Genomic DNA, 17,239 nt, shown 5'->3' with positions numbered 1-17,239 from the left:
CGGCGGCCTCCGCGGCCCTCACAGTCCCAGCAAGCACCGCAGTCCTCACAGTCCCCACAAGAGCCCCCGCACGAGCGCCCGCCCGTGCGCCCCCGCCGCCATCCGCCCGATCCGGATCGGAGCCCCCGTATGAGTGCCACCGGCATACGCCTGTACGCCCCCGCGCCCGGCTGGTCGCTCGACGCCGATGTCGTGGTCGTCGGCTCCGGAGTGGCCGGTCTGACCGCCGCCCTGCGCTGCTCGGCGGCCGGCCTGAAGACCGTCGTCGTCACCAAGGCACGCCTGGACGACGGCTCCACGCGCTGGGCGCAGGGCGGCATCGCGGCGGCACTCGGCGAGGGCGACACCCCCGAACAGCACCTGGACGACACCCTCGTGGCGGGCGTGGGCCTGTGCGACGAGGAGGCGGTGCGCGTCCTCGTCACCGAGGGCCCCGGCGCCGTACGCCGCCTGATCGAGGCCGGAGCACGGTTCGACGAGTCGGCCGACGGCGGCCTGGCCCTCACCCGCGAGGGCGGCCACCACCGCCGCCGCATCACGCACGCGGGCGGCGACGCGACCGGCGCGGAGATCTCCCGCGCCCTGGTCGAGGCGGTCCGCGCCCGGGGCATACCGACGGTCGAGAACGCCCTGGTCCTGGACCTCCTGACGGACGCCGAAGGACACACGGCCGGGGTGACCCTGCACGTCATGGGGGAGGGCCAGCACGACGGCGTGGGCGCCGTCCACGCCCCCGCCGTGGTGCTCGCCACCGGCGGCATGGGCCAGGTCTTCTCGGCGACCACCAACCCGTCGGTGTCCACGGGCGACGGCGTCGCGCTCGCCCTGCGCGCGGGCGCCGAGGTCTCCGACCTGGAGTTCGTGCAGTTCCACCCGACGGTGCTGTTCCTGGGCGCCGACGCGGAGGGCCAGCAGCCGCTCGTCTCCGAGGCGGTGCGCGGCGAGGGCGCCCACCTGGTGGACGCCGACGGCGTGCGGTTCATGGTGGGGCAGCACGAACTGGCCGAGCTGGCGCCGCGCGACATCGTCGCCAAGGGCATCACGCGCCGCATGCAGGAACAGGGCACCACGCACATGTACCTGGACGGCCGCCACTTCGGCGCCGACATGTGGGCGAAGCGCTTCCCGACGATCCTCGCGGCCTGCCGCAGCCACGGCATCGACCCCGTCACCGAGCCCGTACCGGTCGCCCCCGCCGCCCACTACGCCTCCGGCGGCGTCCGCACCGACCCGCACGGCCGCACCACCGTGGCCGGCCTGTACGCGTGCGGGGAGGTCGCCTGCACCGGCGTGCACGGCGCCAACCGGCTCGCCTCCAACTCCCTCCTGGAGGGCCTGGTCTACGCCGAGCGCATCGCGGACGACATCGCCGCACGGCACGCCGACGGCACCCTCCACGCGCGCGTGCCCGCCGAGCCGACGCCCCCGCAGCGGCCCGCCCACCCCCTGCTGCCCCCGGAGGCCCGCTTCACCATCCAGCGGGTGATGACCGAGGGCGCCGGAGTCCTCCGCTCCGCCGAGTCCCTCGCCGCGGCCGCCGACCGGCTCGCCGCCGTGCACGCGGACGCGGCGGGCGCGCTCGCCGACGACGGCAAGACCGCCGAGCCCGGCGTGGACGCCTGGGAGACCACGAACCTGCTGTGCGTCGCCCGCGTCCTGGTGGCGGCGGCACGGCAGCGCGAGGAGACTCGTGGCTGCCACTGGCGCGAGGACCACGCGGACCGCGACGACGCGGCGTGGCGCCGCCACATCGTCGTACGCCTCAATCCCGACCGGTCCCTCACCACCCACACCACCGACACCGCCCGTTTCCCCAGCACCCAGGAGCAGTGACCGACGTGAGCACCACCGACCTCCCCCTCGCCGACGGCACCGGCGGCTGCGGCGACGGCTGCGGCTGCGGCGACGCGGCGCACGACGCGATGGAGTGCGGCCTCGACCCGTCGCTCGTCCAGATGCTTCAGGACGCGGGCCTCGACCCCGTCCAGGTCGAGGACATCGCGCACCTCGCCATCGCCGAGGACATGGAGTTCTCGCCGGACGCCGTGGACGTCACGACGGTCGCCACCATCCCCGAGGACGCCGTGGCCACCGGCGACTTCACCGCGCGCCAGGCGGGCACCGTCGCGGGCCTGCGCGTCGCCGAGGCCGTCCTGTCGGTCGTCTGCGAGGACGAGTTCGAGGTGGAGCGGCACGTCGAGGACGGCGAGCGCGTGGAGGCCGGTGACGTGCTCCTGAGCGTCACGACCCGCACCCGCGACCTGCTGACGGCCGAGCGCAGCGCGCTGAACCTGATGTGCCGCCTGTCCGGCATCGCGACGGCCACGCGCGCGTGGGCGGACGCCCTGGAGGGCACCGGCGCCAAGGTCCGCGACACCCGCAAGACGACCCCCGGCCTGCGCTCCCTGGAGAAGTACGCGGTCCGCGCGGGCGGCGGCGTCAACCACCGCATGTCGCTCGCCGACGCGGCCCTCGTCAAGGACAACCACGTGGTCGCCGCGGGCGGCGTCGCGCAGGCCTTCAAGGCCGTACGGGAGACGTTCCCGGGCGTGCCCGTCGAGGTCGAGGTGGACACCCTGCACCAGCTGCGCGAAGTCCTGGACGCGGGCGCCGACCTGATCCTCCTGGACAACTTCACGCCCGGCGAGACGGAGGAGGCCGTCGCCCTCGTCGCCGGCCGCGCCGCCCTGGAGTCCTCCGGCCGCCTCACCCTGGAGAACGCCCGCGCGTACGCGGAGACCGGCGTCGACTACCTCGCGGTGGGTGCCCTCACGCACTCGTCCCCGATCCTCGACATCGGCCTCGACCTGCGCGAAGCGCGGGTCTCCGGAGAGGTGAGCAGCTGATGCTGCTCACCATCGACGTAGGCAACACACAGACCGTCCTCGGCCTGTTCGACGGCGAGGACGTCGTCGAGCACTGGCGCATCTCCACCGACCCGCGCCGCACGGCCGACGAACTCGCCGTGCTGCTGCGGGGCCTGATGGGCACGCACCCGCTGCTCGGCGACGAACTCGGCGACGGCATCGACGGCATCGCGATCTGCGCCACCGTCCCGTCCGTCCTGCACGAGCTCCGCGAGGTCACGAGGCGCTACTACGGAGACGTGCCCGCCGTCCTCGTGGAGCCCGGCATCAAGACCGGCGTCCCGATCCTCATGGACAACCCCAAGGAGGTCGGCGCCGACCGCATCATCAACGCGGTCGCCGCGGTCGAGCTCTACGGAGGCCCCGCGATCGTCGTGGACTTCGGTACGGCGACGACGTTCGACGCGGTGTCCGCGCGCGGGGAGTACGCGGGCGGTGTCATCGCCCCCGGCATCGAGATCTCCGTCGAGGCCCTCGGCGTGCGTGGCGCGCAGCTCCGCAAGATCGAGCTGGCCCGGCCGCGCAGCGTCATCGGCAAGAACACCGTGGAGGCCATGCAGGCGGGCATCCTGTACGGCTTCGCGGGCCAGGTCGACGGCGTCGTGCGGCGGATGGCGCGCGAGCTCGCGGGTCCTGACGCCGACCCCGAGGACGTGACCGTGATCGCGACGGGCGGGCTCGCGCCGATGGTGCTCGGCGAGGCGTCCGTCATCGACCACCACGAGCCGTGGCTCACGCTGATCGGCCTGCGCCTCGTCTACGAACGGAACGTGTCGCGCGGCTGACCGCCCGTTTCACGCCGCCGGGTGCGGCACCTCGACGCCAACTTCTCGCGTCCGCGAGACAACCAGCACCCCCGTCCAAGAGTCTGTGCTGGGAGGGGTTCTGACCGGGTGTCTGGTACGGGTGGCTGAAGAGTGTGGGGCGGATGAGGGGCAAGGCACGCCTGGGTGTCGCGACGGCGGCCGCGCTGGTGGCACTGACGGGTGCCCCGGCGGCGGCAGCGGTGCCGACGACGGACCCGGGCACGTCCGCGTCGGCGACCCTGTCGCTCCCGCCGTCCCGGACCGCCACCCCCGCCCCGACGGTGACACCGACCTCGACCACGCCCGAGGCCAACCCCACGGACCGCATGGCGGACACCGGGGCAGGCGTCATCCCCTGGATCGTGGCAGCGGCGGCAGGAGCCCTGGGCATAGGCGCAGTGGCCTTCGCGACAACCCGCCGCCGCCCGGACTGAAGGCCCACCCGGGCCTCGGCCCGATATCCAGCCCTCGGGCCGATCCCCAGCCGGCCCGGCCACTTTCCAGCCCGTCCGGCGCTTGAGGACGAGGCCGCAGGCCGATCGACGGGGCCCCGTCCCACCCGAAGGGGACGACAAGGCCATTTCAGCCCGTCCGGCGCTTGAGGACGAGGCCGCAGGCCGACCGGCGGCACCCCGTCCCACGGGAAGGAGACGACGGGGCAATTTCAGCCCGTCGTGGGGGTCCCCCCTGCTCCTTAAGAGCTTGGGGGAGCTTGAGGACGAGCGCGCAGCGCGATCCGGCGGCGCCCCCGTCCCACCCGAAGGGGACACCCACAAGGCCCACACCAACCTCGTCCCCCAAGGCCCCCAGGCCACGCCCACGTGTCCGTTAAGAGGATTTTGTTCCCTCAGCGCGTATCGTCACCCCATGCCCACGCCATACGGATCCCGGGGCGGCATGGCCTTCGGTGCGCAGGAGCTGCGAGTGCTCCGCCGTGCGCTGGCCCACGCCCTGCACCCCAGCACCGTTCGTGCCCTTGACGACCAGGCCGTGCAGGACTGCGTGCGCCTCGCCGACGACATCGACGAGGCGGTACGTGAGGGCGCCCGGCTGCGCGCCTTCCTGGTGGCCGACCTCGCGCGCTACCGGGCGGCCCTTCCCGGCACCGCGGCCGGGTATCTGGAACTCCTCGAGGACGTCCTCGCGACCGGGTACCGCCCGGGCGCGGACGACCTCGCCGCCCTGCGCGCCCTGCGCGGCAACCTGCACGCGGCCGCGCTCCTGGACCGCTGCCGGGTGCTCGCCGAACGGGCCGTACGCGCCCGCCTGGCGGCGTCGTCGGCGGCGGTCGAGCCCGGGGCCGTCCCCGAGGTGGACGAGACGGCGCGGACCGCACCCCGCCCCACCGTCCCCCCGTCCCGCACCCGTCTCCTCGCCCTGCCCGGCGGCCTCGCCGCCGCCGACGAGAAGAAGCCCGCGCCCCGACCGAAGCCCCCCGCCGAGCGCCCCGCGGCCCCGCAGGAGCGCCCCCGCCCCGTGCCGACGCCGGCCGAGGTGTTCCCGCCCAAGCGTCCGGCACGGCCCGCCGCCCCGTCGCAGCGCCTCGCGGCGGGCTAGCTACGCTGGGGGCATGGACTACGTCTCCGCGCTCGTGCCCCCCGTAGTGATGGCCGTGTTCTTCGTCGGCCTCATCGTGACGATCGTCAAGACCCAGGGCGGCGCCAACAAGGCCAAGGAGGACGCCGCCGTCGACGCGGCGATCGCCCGCACCGAGGCCGTCCGGCAGACCACGAAGACCAGCGACGCCTGAGCGACCGCCACACCACGGCCCCCTCGGCCCCACCGGGACGCGGGGCGCCGCCCGGCGCACGACTCCACCGAGTCGTGCGCCCTTTTTGTTGCGGAAATGACCGGTATGCCACGTCCATCACGCCATTAGTGGTCTCGCCCACTATTGTTCAGCTGTGCCTCGCCCCTTGGGAGAACTCGAAGACGCAGTGATGACGCGGGTGTGGAAGTGGAACCGCCCCGTGACCGTTCGAGAAGTCCTGGAAGACCTTCAGCAGGAACGGTCCATCGCCTACACGACGGTCATGACCGTTTTGGACAATCTCCATCAGAAGGGCTGGGTGCGCCGCGAAGCGGAAGGCCGGGCCTATCGATATGAGGCGGTCTCCACGCGGGCCGCGTATGCCGCCGCACTGATGAACGACGCCTGGTCGCAGAGTGACAACCCGGCGGCGGCTCTCGTCGCCTTCTTCGGCATGATGTCGCCCTCGCAGCGGGAAGCGCTCAGCGACGCCGTTCGCATGGTGGAAGGCGACACGGTTCGCCGGGAAGACGAAGCGGATCGCAAGGCCGAAGCCGAAGCCGAAGCGGATCGCAAGGCCGAAGCGGCGGAACGCGGGCCGGGAGGCGGGGAAGGACCGGAGAACCCCGGCGGCCCCGGGCCCGGGCCCGAACGATAGCGTCCGCTCATGCCAGCACAGCCCGACGAACTCCCCCCGGCGCCCGGCGAACTCGGGGCGCACGGCACGCCCCCGGCAAATGCGGTCTCCGTGCGCAGGGCCCGCACCGCCGATGTGCCCGCCGTCCGGGACCTGCTGGACTCGTACGTCCGCAGGGGCGTCCTGCTCGACAAAGCGACCGTCACACTTTACGAGGACATCCAGGAGTTCTGGGTCGCGGAACGCGCGGACGGCAACGGCAATGGGGCGACGGTGGTCGGCTGCGGCGCGTTGCACGTGATGTGGGAAGACCTCGCCGAAGTACGGACACTTGCGGTGAATCCACAGGTCAAGGGCGCGGGCGTGGGCCATCAGCTGCTCGGAAAGCTGCTTGGGACCGCGCGTTGGCTCGGTGTCCGGCGGGTATTCTGCCTCACCTTCGAAGTCGACTTCTTCGCCAAGCACGGCTTCGTGGAGATCGGCGAGACGCCCGTCGATACCGTCGACACGGATGTCTACAGCGAGCTGCTGCGTTCCTATGACGAGGGCGTCGCCGAGTTCCTCGGCCTCGAACGAGTGAAACCGAACACCTTGGGCAACAGCCGGATGCTTCTGCATCTGTGATCGTGACGGAGCTATTCCGGGCAGTCACCTGCCCAGGTGCCCTATGTCCGAAACGCGCATGTTTCCCGGGATCTCGTGCAGTCGGTCTCTCCCAGGGGTTTGTGTTTTTCCGGGAAAAGCGGTTTGCTTTCCGACGTACTGCAGTGCTGCATATAACAGGGGGCGGCGATTCGGCGGCTCACCCCGCATGGTCCGGCCCTGAAGTTATCGATGAAAGGAAATCCGGTGGCACAGAAGGTTCAGGTCCTTCTTGTCGATGACCTCGACGGCGGCGAGGCGGACGAGACCGTGACGTTTGCGCTGGACGGCAAGTCGTACGAGATCGATCTCACCACCGCCAATGCGGACAAGCTCCGCGGTCTCCTTGAGCCCTACCTCAAGGGCGGGCGCCGCACCGGCGGCCGTGCCAGCGGCCGCGGCAAGGCGCGCGCCGCTGCCGTGGGCGGCGGCAACCAGGACACGGCGGCGATCCGCGCGTGGGCGAAGGACAACGGCTTCGAGGTCAACGACCGCGGCCGCGTCCCCGCGTCCATCCGCGAGGCCTACGACAAGGCCAACGGCTGACTGCTCGCACGTCGCAGCCGGACCCGGTGGCACGCAGTGGCCGCCGTGTCCACGAGCCGTACGAGGTCGGAGCCCGCGGCGGAGCCGGAATGGGGGTCGGTTCCGCTGCCGTCCACGGCCAGAGCGACGCTCGGCGCCAGGCCGGGCAGGGCCGTCAGCGACGGCAGGTCCCGCTCCACCTCGTGGCCGGGCTCGGGGGGCCGCAGCCACACGGCGGCCCCCGAAGGGCCGACGGCTCCGGGCGGCGTCGGCGCGTCGACGAGACCGCCCGCGCCGATCGCCGCGAGGTCCAGGGGGATGTCCCCCCACTCCAGCCAGTCGAGCAGCCCCGGCAGCTCGTCCGCGCTGCCCGCGGCCACCAGGATCCGCATGGCCTCCCCGTGCAGCGCCACGGGCGCCTTCGGGCCCAGCTGCCGCAGCGCCGCGAAACCCGCCTGAGCGGGCATCTCCAGTACGTCGAAACGCAGCCCCGTGACGAGCCGGACATCCGGCCCCGGGGCCACGGCCCAGCCGAGCACGTTCTCGTACCAGCACCGCACCGCCGCCGGATCCCAGAATCCGGCCGCCGCCGCGTCCCACTGGCGCGGCACGCGCCGCCCCGCCGGATCCGACGCCGCGCGCCGGTCGGCCGGCGGCCTGGGGTGAGGAACGCTGAGGGCCATGTCCGGAGCAACAGCGCCGGGCACACTGGAGTTACGGCTCACGTCACGCTGGGTGTCGTCGCGACTGCGCACGGTGGCCGAAAAGGGGGCGTGATGGCGTACTGCGCAGCGCAAGGGTGTTCGCCCGTAGCGGAGGGAACCGGTGCGCGCTGCATGGAGTGTCAGTGCATACGGGTAAGACATCCCTAGTGGGGAGGGGCGACACGCAGCGTTCAGGCGTCTCACGTTCGCCAACGGCGTACTGATGGCGAGGGTAACTGCTTGGCCTGCGGGAACATCGTCTCGCACCATCAGGTTGGAGCATGTGTCGGCGTTGGAGTCAGGAACCGTTCCCTACGGTAGTGAGGGTGATCCGGACGGGTGTCGGCAGTTGGAATGAGCGGTCCCCGCTTGCGGGACTAAGCTGCGGAAGGACAGGGAGGGGAGCGTCCCCTTACTGCCTGACCGCTCTGAGGAGCGATTAACGATGTTCGAGAGGTTCACCGACCGCGCGCGGCGGGTTGTCGTCCTGGCTCAGGAAGAAGCCCGGATGCTCAACCACAACTACATCGGCACCGAGCACATCCTCCTGGGCTTGATCCACGAGGGCGAGGGTGTCGCCGCTAAGGCCCTGGAGAGCCTCGGGATTTCGCTCGAGGCGGTCCGCCAGCAGGTGGAGGAGATCATCGGGCAGGGGCAGCAGGCCCCGTCCGGGCACATCCCCTTCACCCCCCGTGCCAAGAAGGTCCTGGAGCTCTCGCTCCGCGAGGCCCTTCAGCTGGGCCACAACTACATCGGCACGGAGCACATCCTGCTCGGCCTGATCCGTGAGGGCGAGGGCGTCGCCGCCCAGGTCCTGGTCAAGCTGGGCGCCGATCTCAACCGGGTGCGGCAGCAGGTCATCCAGCTGCTCTCCGGATACCAGGGCAAGGAGACCGCCACCGCCGGCGGTCCTGCCGAGGGCACGCCCTCCACGTCCCTGGTCCTCGACCAGTTCGGCCGGAACCTCACCCAGGCCGCTCGTGAGTCCAAGCTCGACCCGGTCATCGGGCGCGAGAAGGAGATCGAGCGGGTCATGCAGGTGCTGTCCCGCCGCACGAAGAACAACCCGGTCCTGATCGGTGAGCCCGGCGTCGGCAAGACCGCCGTCGTCGAGGGCCTCGCCCAGGCGATCGTCAAGGGCGAGGTGCCCGAGACCCTCAAGGACAAGCACCTCTACACCCTGGACCTCGGCGCGCTGGTCGCAGGCTCGCGCTACCGCGGTGACTTCGAGGAGCGCCTGAAGAAGGTCCTCAAGGAGATCCGCACCCGCGGCGACATCATCCTGTTCATCGACGAGCTGCACACGCTCGTGGGTGCGGGTGCCGCCGAGGGCGCCATCGACGCGGCCTCCATCCTGAAGCCGATGCTGGCCCGCGGTGAGCTGCAGACCATCGGTGCGACGACGCTCGACGAGTACCGCAAGCACCTGGAGAAGGACGCGGCCCTCGAGCGCCGCTTCCAGCCCATCCAGGTCGCGGAGCCGTCGCTGCCGCACACCATCGAGATCCTCAAGGGCCTCCGCGACCGGTACGAGGCGCACCACCGCGTCTCCATCACGGACGAGGCCCTGGTCCAGGCCGCAACGCTGGCCGACCGGTACATCTCGGACCGCTTCCTGCCGGACAAGGCGATCGACCTGATCGACGAGGCCGGCTCCCGGATGCGCATCCGCCGGATGACCGCGCCGCCGGACCTTCGCGAGTTCGACGAGAAGATCGCGGGCGTGCGCCGGGACAAGGAGTCGGCGATCGACTCCCAGGACTTCGAGAAGGCCGCTTCCCTGCGCGACAAGGAGAAGCAGCTCCTGGCCGCCAAGGCCAAGCGCGAGAAGGAGTGGAAGGCCGGCGACATGGACGTCGTCGCCGAGGTCGACGGCGAGCTGATCGCCGAGGTCCTCGCCACGGCCACCGGCATCCCGGTCTTCAAGCTGACCGAGGAGGAGTCCTCGCGTCTGCTGCGCATGGAGGACGAGCTCCACAAGCGCGTCATCGGCCAGAAGGACGCCGTCAAGGCGCTCTCGAAGGCGATCCGGCGTACGCGAGCGGGTCTGAAGGACCCCAAGCGCCCCGGTGGATCGTTCATCTTCGCGGGCCCGTCCGGTGTCGGCAAGACCGAGCTGTCCAAGGCCCTCGCGGAGTTCCTCTTCGGTGACGAGGACGCCCTGATCTCCCTCGACATGTCGGAGTTCAGCGAGAAGCACACGGTCTCGCGCCTCTTCGGCTCGCCCCCCGGCTACGTCGGGTACGAAGAGGGCGGTCAGCTGACGGAGAAGGTTCGCCGCAAGCCGTTCTCGGTCGTCCTCTTCGACGAGGTCGAGAAGGCCCACCCGGACATCTTCAACTCGCTGCTCCAGATCCTGGAGGACGGTCGTCTGACCGACTCCCAGGGCCGGGTCGTGGACTTCAAGAACACGGTCATCATCATGACGACCAACCTCGGCACGCGGGACATCTCCAAGGGCTTCAACCTGGGCTTCGCCGCCCAGGGCGACACGAAGTCCAACTACGAGCGCATGAAGAACAAGGTCTCGGACGAGCTGAAGCAGCACTTCCGGCCCGAGTTCCTCAACCGCGTGGACGACGTCGTCGTCTTCCCGCAGCTGAGCCAGGGCGACATCCTCGAGATCGTCGACCTCATGATCGGCAAGGTGGACGAGCGCCTGAAGGACCGGGACATGGGCCTCGAGCTCTCCCAGTCCGCGAAGGAGCTCCTCGCCAAGAAGGGGTACGACCCCGTCCTGGGTGCCCGGCCGCTGCGCCGCACCATCCAGCGCGAGGTCGAGGACACGCTCTCCGAGAAGATCCTCTTCGGCGAGCTGCGCCCCGGCCACATCGTGGTCGTCGACACGGAGGGCGAGGGCGAGAACGCCACGTTCACCTTCCGCGGCGAGGAGAAGGCGGCGCTCCCGGACGTGCCGCCGATCGAGTCCGCCGGCAGCGGCGGGCCGAACCTGAGCAAGGAGGCGTAGCCCGCACAGGGCGCGTCGAAGGGGCTGCCCCGGACCGAGGAACCGGTCCGGGGCAGCCCCTTTTCCCATGACCTCCCCCGTTCCTCTCCACGGCTTCCACAGTCCGGCGTTTCCCGGTGGTGGGCGATCTCGTTGGGCCCCAAGGGCGCGCTCCCGCTGGGCCCAGAGGGTGCGTTCCCAACCCCCCACGCCCGATGAACGGAGACGCCCAGTGCGCATGACCGACCTCCAGCGCTGCGAGGTACGCCCCGGACGGCTCGTCGAATGGACCCTCGACCCGGCGACGGTCGACAGGGCGGCCGACCTGCCGGACGACTCCCGACGGCCGGCGTACGTCCAGGAGTCCCACGTGCGGACGGCGCGGTCCGTGCGCGCGGACGGCCTGTTCATGCCGACCTGGCTCGGTACGGCCTTCGACATTCCGGGGGCCGTCGATCTCGACGTACTCCAGGACGCCCTGCGGAACTGGACTCTCCGGCACGAGACGCTGCGCAGCGGATTCCGCTGGGCCGGTGACGAAATGCGCCGGTTCACCTTCGACGCCGAAGCCGTGTCGCTGCGCCGGGAGGTCGTCGGTGATTTCCCCGACGCGGACGAACTGGTTCAGCGTCTCCAGGATCGTTTCGACGCGGTCGCGGACGCGCTGAACTGGCCGAACTTCCTCTACACGGCGGTGGTGCGGCAGGACTGCACCAGCGTGTACCTGGCGTTCGACCACAGCAATGTCGACTCGTACTCCCTCCAGCGGATCCCCGCCGAGATCCATGAGCTTTACGCGGCGGGGCTCGAAGGCCGTGCCGTGGAGCGGACGCCGATCAGCAGTTACATCGACTTCTGCGAGAGCGAGCGCGCGGACGCGGACCGTATCGACGGAACGCACGCGATCGTCGACCGGTGGCGGGAATTCATCAAACGCTGCGGTGGAAAGCTGCCGGAATTCCCCGTCGATCCCGGTCTTGATCCGGCCGCCCGGATGCCCACACAGAAACTCATGGAGGAGAGGCTGGTGGACGCGGACGCCGCCGCCGCGTTCGAGGCCTACTGCCGTCCCTTCGGCGGGACCCTCGTCGGCGTCCTCGCCGCCACCAGCCTCATCGCCCACGAGATCAGCGGGCAGCCCGTCTACCGCACGATCGTGCCGTTCCACACCCGCGTGAAGTCGCAGTGGCTGGACTCCGTGGGGTGGTACGTCGGTGGCGCGCCGATCGAGGTGCCCGCGGCGCGGGCGCGTGACTTCGAGAGCGCCCTGCACTGTGTGCGCGGAGAGCTGCGGGCCAACAGGTCACTGGCGCGGATGCCCATCGCCCGGGTCCTGCGTCTGCTCGGCTCGGAGTTCCGGCCGACGTCGCCCGACCTGTACTCGATCGTCTCCTTCGTCGACGCCCGCGGCATCGTCGGCTCCGGACGCTGGACCGAGCTGAAGGCGTACGGCCTGGTCAGGGTGTCGTACGGGGACAAGGCGTGCGCCTGGGTCAACCGGCTCCACGAGGGCCTGCGGTTCGCGGGCCGCTACCCGGACACCGACGTCGCGGCCAAGAACATGCGGCTGTACGTCGAGCGGCTGCGGGAGACCGTCGTCGCCGTGGCCCGGCACGGCGCGCACGCCGGCGGTGGCTCAGAGGTGCCGCGGCCCCGTCGCGTCGACACCGTGTCCGTCGGGGCCTTCGGGACTGCCGGGACGGTCGAGACGTAGGAAGTCCCGGCGGGGGCGTCATCTGGTCGCGTAGCCGCTCACCCTGAGGCGGTGGGTGGACAGCGCTCCGGCCTGGGGCTCCCAACTGTGGGGGACCATCAGGTGCGCGAGGCTGGGAAAGAGTGCCGGGATGCGCTCCAGGACGGTCCGGTACGCGTCCGACGTGTGCGCGTTTGTCAGGAGCAGCTCCGTGACGCTGGGCAGGGACGGCACCTGGGCGGGGTCGTCGGCGTGCGCGGCCGGCATGGCGAGGTGCGCAACCGGGAGGACCAGGTAGGCGGGCGCGCACACGGCGAGCAGGAGGGACGTGGCCTCGGGCGACACCGACGCGCGGATGTCCAGGCTCCTGGGGTCGAGGCCGAGCCTGAGGAGTTCCTCGACCTGTTCGTCGGCGCGGAGCGTGAAGTTCGTCCTGCCGTCGTCGAGCTTGCTGACCACGCCGTCCGCGTACGACCGGCAGTCGAAGCGGCTCCAGCCCCACATCAGCTGGCTGCGTACGGCGACGGAGGGGTGGGCCGTGAACCGCGAGAGGAAGGGGATCGCCGCGTCCGAGCGGATGTGGGTCGCCGCGATCGCCACGTGCCGGGCCTCCTCGTCGGGCAGGCCGTCCGGGCCCGGCAGCAGATCGAGCACCATCGGCCCCAACGCCCCCAACTCCCGTGCCTCCTCGGGTGTATGCGGCGGAATCAGCTCGGCCGTCCTCCGCTCCACCTCCGCCCGCACCGCGGGCGCCAGCTCGGCCGCGTGTTCCAGGCAGGCCGCGGCGAGGAGGTGCGCCCGCTTGCGGGCGGGTGATCCGGCGGGGTGGGAGTCCCCGCGCGCGAGCAGGTCGCCGAGGAGTTCCGCCCGTTCCCGCGGCCGCGCCTGCGCCACCGCCATCCGGATGACGTCCCCCCACTGGTCGTCCGCCGCGTGCCCGGCGAGGACCCCGAAGTCGCCCTCCTCCACGGCGGCCCGCGCGCCCAGGAAGTCCTGGAAGGTGCGGTGCACGAACTCGACGGTGTCCGGGCCGGGTTCGCGGAGGAGGCCGCTGCGGTGCAGGAAGTGGGTGTAGACGGCCTCCGCGTCGCCGAGGGAGGCGAGTTCCGGTACGGCGGGCAGGGCGTCGCCGATGATCGTGGTGGCGCGGGTGCGGTCCATGGCCGTGCGGCCGTTGCGGATGAGCCAGTACGCGAGGCGCTGGAGGAGCTGGAGCTGGGGCTCCTCGCGGAGTTCGGGCACGTCCATGTGGCGTTCGCGGTCGCGGCGGATCAGGAGCATGGAGAGGGCGGCCGTGTAGAGGTCCTTGCGGCCGAGGGGCAGGAAGCCGCGGCGGTCGCGGTGCAGGGCGCAGACGAGGCCGCACATCAGCGGGTTGGTGGCGAGCAGGCCGAGGTCGGGCTTGGTCCGCACGGCTTCGAGGAGCTGGGCCTCGTACGCGCGCAGGGCCCGGTCGTCCTCCGCGTCGGCCCGCGCACCCGTCGCCGCCGCCGTGTGCCAGCGCCGGATGAACGCCGTCACGTCCGCGCCGCTCATCGGCGCGAGCGTCAGCTCGGTGAAGTCGTCGTCGGTGAGCCAGTCCTCCCGGACGGCGGAGGGCCGGGACGTCACCAGCCAGCGGTTGCCCGGGTAGGCCTCGATCAGGTCCGAGAGCCACGCGCGGGTGCGGGCGCGCTCGGCGTCGGGGACCTCGTCGATGCCGTCGACCAGGACCAGGGCGCGGGCCGAGGTCAGGACGCGGGCCTCCCAGCCGTCGGGCTGCGTGCCCGCGAGGGGGGAGCCGACGGCGGACAGGAAGTCCTTGGGGGCGGGGAGGCGCTCGCCGTGGCGGGTCAGGGTGCGCAGGGGCAGGACGTAGGGGACGCGGTCGTGGAGGTAGGCCATGCGGCCGTCGTCCGCGTCCGGGTCCTGGTGGGCCGCGGAGACCGCGAGCCACTGGATCAGGGTGGTCTTGCCGGAGCCCGCCTCGCCGCGCAGGAGCACCCGGTCGTGGGTGGCGAGGGCCTCGTCGGCGGGGCGGGGCGTCGGATCGAGGTGGGCCTCGAAGACCTGGCGCCAGTCGTCGCCGACCCGGACGTCGCCCAGGTGCCGTCCGCGTTCGGTGGCGGTCAGGCTCAGGTAGGCCGCGTCCAGGGGCCACTTGCCGGGCGAGTCGGCGAGGTCGATGCCGAAGATCGTGAGCTTGCCGTGCTTCTTCGCGATGTACGCGAGGTAGCGCTGCTCGAAGGCCACGTCCCGCGCGCCGGGGAGGGGGTCCCTGGCGATCAGCTCGTCGACCTTGGCAATGAGTTCCGCCTGGCGGCGGCTCTGCTCGACGAGGGTGTGGGCGACGAACGTGGACCGCTGGGTGAAGAAGTCCAGGATGTGCAGGCAGGCCGTGTCGAGGAGGCGGTGGTGGAGGTGGGCGGCGTCCGCCGAGAGGTCCCGGGTGGTGTCCCCGGCCGCCCGGCGCAGCCTCGCCGCCAGCTCCTCGTGGCCCAGGGACACCGCCTCCACGTCGGTGAGCGTGAGGGTGCCGAGGGCGAGCAGCGTCCGGGCCAGGGCGTGGCCGACGGCCTCCTCCTCGCCGTGGGGGACGGGGCGCTCGCCGGTGCGGACGGCCTGGCGGACCAGGGCGGTGACGAGGCGGCGCACGTCCTGCTCGGCGAGGTCGCGCCGCTCGCCGCGGAAGGACACCAGGGCGTCGATCCGTACGGGCTCCGTGACCAGGCCCGCGCCCGGTCCGGGGCGTACGAAGAGCTTCCTGATCAGCGGGGTGACGACACCGGACGCGAGACGGACGCCAATGGCCGCGGGATCCATGGTCGAGAGCGTAGTGGGCGTCACATTCGCGGGTGGTGGATCTTGCGCCCCGGTGACATGACGCACAGGGCATACATCACATACGAGGCGGATTAGTGGTGCTTTTCGGCGGCGGGGACGGGACTTTCGGCCTGGAACCGGCGGCTTCGGGGGCCGTGGGCGGGTGGCTCCGGCGGTGATCGCGGGCGGGCCCTGGTACGGCCGCCGCTAGTAGAGGGGCGTTTTGGGGCCGGGGCGGGGTGGGGGTTACCAAGGGATGGCCGTCCGGCATGCGCAGTGAGCGTGCCGGATTCCCTTTTGCTCGCAGTACCCCGCAACACCCCCGCAGTACCCCGCAACACCCCCCCGCAGTCCCCCCCCGTACAGCCGGTACCCCCGTACCGCGTCCCCTTGCCTTGTCCCGGAGGTTCCCCATGTCGAAGCGCGCCAAGTCCCACCATTCCGGCCCGTCCCTGCGTCGCACCCGGGCGGCCGTCCTCGCCGCCGGTGTCGGCGTGACGACGGTGCTCGGAGCCGGGGTCGCGGCCGCCGCCGACACCAAGGGCGGGGAGCGGTCCGTGACCGCGTCCTCCGTGGGCGCGCAGGCCGTCGCCCAGGCCAAGGCCGCCGAGCAGGCGAAGCAGGCCGTGGCGAAGAAGGCCGCGCAGGCCAAGCTGGCCGCCGCCAAGAAGGCCGCCGCCTGGCAGGACCCGGTCGACAACTACCGCCTGTCCGCGAGCTTCGGCCTCGGCGGCAGCATGTGGGCCAGCAAGCACTCCGGCCAGGACTTCGCCGTGCCGGTCGGCACCGTGGTCAAGGCCGTGCACGCCGGCACCGTCGTCAAGGCCGGCGGCAACGGCGCCGGTGACGGCCCCGCGTACGGCAACGCCGTGGTGATCAAGCACGCCAACGGCACCTTCTCGCAGTACGCGCACCTGTCGAAGGTCGAGGTCCGCCCTGGCCAGGCCATCACCACCGGCCAGCGCATCGCCCTGTCCGGCAACACCGGCAACTCCAGCGGCCCGCACCTGCACTTCGAGATCCGTACGACGCCGAACTACGGCTCGGCCGTCAACCCGGTCGCGTTCCTGCGCGCGCACGGCGTCCGCGTCTGATCCCGGCCCCGTGAACGGGGCGCGCGCGTCCGATCCCCCGCGGGCGGCGCCCCGGTGCTCAGGTGCCGTTGTGCGCCTGGGTCACCAGATCGATGGCGACTTCGAGGATGGCTTTCCGCTTCTCCTCGGGGTCGCCATCGTTGCCTTTGAGCACGAACATCCCGCCGTGCATCGTGAACAGCGCGCTGAAGCAGCGCACCTGCGCGGTCATCGGCACCGACGGGTCGTCGTGGGTCAGGATCTCCAGGAGTTGGAGCATCCGGTCCTTGAAGCTCTCGCCCGTCTTCAGGTCGCGCATCGTCGCCTGGTTCTCCTGCATGAAGCGGAAGAGCGGGGCGGCTTCGGTGAGGATCTCGCTGTAGCGGGTCAGGATCTCGCGCTTGGTCTGAAGCGTGCGCGGCTGCTCCTTGCCCCAGACGATGAGCTCGTCGATGGGCCGCGTCAGATCGTCGAAGATGCTGGTGAGGATGTCCTCTTTGGTCTTGAAGTGGTAGTACAGGGCCGCTTTCGTGACGTCCAGGCGCTCCGCGATCTCGCGCAGTGACGTCTTCTCGTACCCCTGCTCGGCGAAGAGTTCGAGCGCCACGTCCTGAATGCGCTGGCGGGTGTCCCCGCGGCGCCGCTGCCTGCCTGTGCTGCTCATGGTGGCGATCCTCGCACTTCTCCCCGGTACCGCCCGAACTTACTTGACGCCCGGCTAGTTAGGGGTCTACTTTCCTCTACTGTAGCCAACTTGCCGGGCGGCAAGTAAGTACGGCGGGCATAGTGTTCG

At 71.4% G+C, this 17,239-nt stretch carries 15 protein-coding genes; 12 read left to right on the top strand and 3 right to left on the bottom strand.

Going from position 1 to position 17,239, the window contains the following annotated elements; all coding sequences use genetic code 11:
* The first annotated feature begins 129 nt into the window (after positions 1 to 129).
* From OO63_RS25495 to OO63_RS25455, 9 genes are all read left to right on the top strand, one after another.
* Positions 130 to 1,833, top strand: coding sequence for an L-aspartate oxidase (locus OO63_RS25495; protein WP_030361029.1), 1,704 nt, complete (start codon positions 130 to 132; stop codon positions 1,831 to 1,833).
* Between the two features lie 5 nt (positions 1,834 to 1,838).
* Positions 1,839 to 2,846: a carboxylating nicotinate-nucleotide diphosphorylase gene (gene nadC, locus OO63_RS25490; RefSeq protein WP_030361028.1), complete on the top strand. Its 1,008-nt coding sequence runs from the start codon at positions 1,839 to 1,841 to the stop codon at positions 2,844 to 2,846.
* Positions 2,846 to 3,652 (top strand): type III pantothenate kinase, encoded by an 807-nt coding sequence (locus OO63_RS25485; RefSeq protein WP_030361027.1) that lies wholly within the window; start codon positions 2,846 to 2,848, stop codon positions 3,650 to 3,652. The genes nadC and OO63_RS25485 overlap by 1 nt, the downstream gene beginning before the upstream one ends.
* Positions 3,653 to 3,795: 143 nt before the next feature.
* Positions 3,796 to 4,107, top strand: coding sequence for a hypothetical protein (locus OO63_RS25480; protein ID WP_030361026.1), 312 nt, complete (start codon positions 3,796 to 3,798; stop codon positions 4,105 to 4,107).
* Positions 4,108 to 4,570: 463 nt separating this feature from the next.
* Positions 4,571 to 5,230, top strand: coding sequence for a hypothetical protein (locus OO63_RS25475; protein WP_030361025.1), 660 nt, complete (start codon positions 4,571 to 4,573; stop codon positions 5,228 to 5,230).
* A 13-nt stretch (positions 5,231 to 5,243) separates the two neighbouring features.
* Positions 5,244 to 5,423 carry a hypothetical protein gene (locus tag OO63_RS25470; protein ID WP_030361024.1) on the top strand — a complete coding sequence of 60 codons (180 nt, stop codon included), beginning with the start codon at positions 5,244 to 5,246 and terminating at the stop codon, positions 5,421 to 5,423.
* 154 nt (positions 5,424 to 5,577) lie between these two features.
* The gene (locus tag OO63_RS25465) at positions 5,578 to 6,081 is read left to right on the top strand and encodes a BlaI/MecI/CopY family transcriptional regulator (protein WP_193560849.1); all 504 of its coding nucleotides are present in this window, start codon (positions 5,578 to 5,580) and stop codon (positions 6,079 to 6,081) included.
* A gap of 9 nt (positions 6,082 to 6,090) precedes the next feature.
* On the top strand, positions 6,091 to 6,684 hold the full coding sequence (locus tag OO63_RS25460; protein ID WP_030361022.1) for an amino-acid N-acetyltransferase: 594 nt from the start codon (positions 6,091 to 6,093) through the stop codon (positions 6,682 to 6,684).
* A gap of 225 nt (positions 6,685 to 6,909) precedes the next feature.
* The gene (locus OO63_RS25455) at positions 6,910 to 7,248 is read left to right on the top strand and encodes a histone-like nucleoid-structuring protein Lsr2 (RefSeq protein WP_030361021.1); all 339 of its coding nucleotides are present in this window, start codon (positions 6,910 to 6,912) and stop codon (positions 7,246 to 7,248) included.
* Here the strand turns inward: OO63_RS25455 and OO63_RS25450 are convergent.
* A complete protein-coding gene (locus OO63_RS25450; protein ID WP_030361020.1) occupies positions 7,227 to 7,910 on the bottom strand; it encodes an SCO3374 family protein in 684 nt (227 codons plus the stop codon). The two genes, OO63_RS25455 and OO63_RS25450, sit on opposite strands and share 22 nt — an antisense overlap.
* 466 nt (positions 7,911 to 8,376) lie before the next feature.
* Between OO63_RS25450 and OO63_RS25445 the strand changes: the two genes are divergently transcribed.
* Both OO63_RS25445 and OO63_RS25440 read left to right on the top strand, forming a co-directional pair.
* Positions 8,377 to 10,899 (top strand): ATP-dependent Clp protease ATP-binding subunit, encoded by a 2,523-nt coding sequence (locus OO63_RS25445; RefSeq protein ID WP_030361019.1) that lies wholly within the window; start codon positions 8,377 to 8,379, stop codon positions 10,897 to 10,899.
* A gap of 211 nt (positions 10,900 to 11,110) precedes the next feature.
* Entirely contained in the window at positions 11,111 to 12,592 is a 1,482-nt protein-coding gene (locus OO63_RS25440) for a condensation domain-containing protein (protein WP_078619354.1), read from the top strand.
* 18 nt (positions 12,593 to 12,610) lie between these two features.
* On the opposite strand, the gene OO63_RS25435 is transcribed toward OO63_RS25440, so the two are convergent.
* Positions 12,611 to 15,373, bottom strand: coding sequence for an NACHT domain-containing protein (locus tag OO63_RS25435; protein ID WP_234311329.1), 2,763 nt, complete (start codon positions 15,371 to 15,373; stop codon positions 12,611 to 12,613).
* Between the two features lie 413 nt (positions 15,374 to 15,786).
* Between OO63_RS25435 and OO63_RS25430 the strand changes: the two genes are divergently transcribed.
* Positions 15,787 to 16,467: a M23 family metallopeptidase gene (locus OO63_RS25430; RefSeq protein ID WP_030361016.1), complete on the top strand. Its 681-nt coding sequence runs from the start codon at positions 15,787 to 15,789 to the stop codon at positions 16,465 to 16,467.
* A gap of 58 nt (positions 16,468 to 16,525) precedes the next feature.
* Here OO63_RS25430 and OO63_RS25425 read toward each other — a convergent pair whose 3' ends face one another.
* A complete protein-coding gene (locus OO63_RS25425; protein WP_030361015.1) occupies positions 16,526 to 17,110 on the bottom strand; it encodes a TetR/AcrR family transcriptional regulator in 585 nt (194 codons plus the stop codon).
* Positions 17,111 to 17,239 lie beyond the last annotated feature (129 nt).

The sequence above is a fragment of the Streptomyces alboflavus genome (assembly GCF_000716675.1).
Taxonomy (GTDB): Bacteria; Actinomycetota; Actinomycetes; order Streptomycetales; family Streptomycetaceae; genus Streptomyces; species Streptomyces alboflavus.
The sequence above is the reverse complement of the archived record's forward strand: the minus strand, read 5'-3'. Positions and strand labels throughout refer to the sequence as shown.

Coding starts and splice junctions, on each gene's coding strand:
- OO63_RS25495 (WP_030361029.1), top strand. CDS start 130: ATGAGTGCCACCGGCATACGCCTGTACGCCCCCGCGCCCGGCTGGTCG.
- OO63_RS25485 (WP_030361027.1), top strand. CDS start 2,846: ATGCTGCTCACCATCGACGTAGGCAACACACAGACCGTCCTCGGCCTG.
- OO63_RS25480 (WP_030361026.1), top strand. CDS start 3,796: ATGAGGGGCAAGGCACGCCTGGGTGTCGCGACGGCGGCCGCGCTGGTG.
- OO63_RS25475 (WP_030361025.1), top strand. CDS start 4,571: ATGGCCTTCGGTGCGCAGGAGCTGCGAGTGCTCCGCCGTGCGCTGGCC.
- OO63_RS25470 (WP_030361024.1), top strand. CDS start 5,244: ATGGACTACGTCTCCGCGCTCGTGCCCCCCGTAGTGATGGCCGTGTTC.
- OO63_RS25460 (WP_030361022.1), top strand. CDS start 6,091: ATGCCAGCACAGCCCGACGAACTCCCCCCGGCGCCCGGCGAACTCGGG.
- OO63_RS25450 (WP_030361020.1), bottom strand. CDS start 7,910: ATGGCCCTCAGCGTTCCTCACCCCAGGCCGCCGGCCGACCGGCGCGCG.
- OO63_RS25445 (WP_030361019.1), top strand. CDS start 8,377: ATGTTCGAGAGGTTCACCGACCGCGCGCGGCGGGTTGTCGTCCTGGCT.
- OO63_RS25435 (WP_234311329.1), bottom strand. CDS start 15,373: ATGGATCCCGCGGCCATTGGCGTCCGTCTCGCGTCCGGTGTCGTCACC.
- OO63_RS25430 (WP_030361016.1), top strand. CDS start 15,787: ATGTCGAAGCGCGCCAAGTCCCACCATTCCGGCCCGTCCCTGCGTCGC.
- OO63_RS25425 (WP_030361015.1), bottom strand. CDS start 17,110: ATGAGCAGCACAGGCAGGCAGCGGCGCCGCGGGGACACCCGCCAGCGC.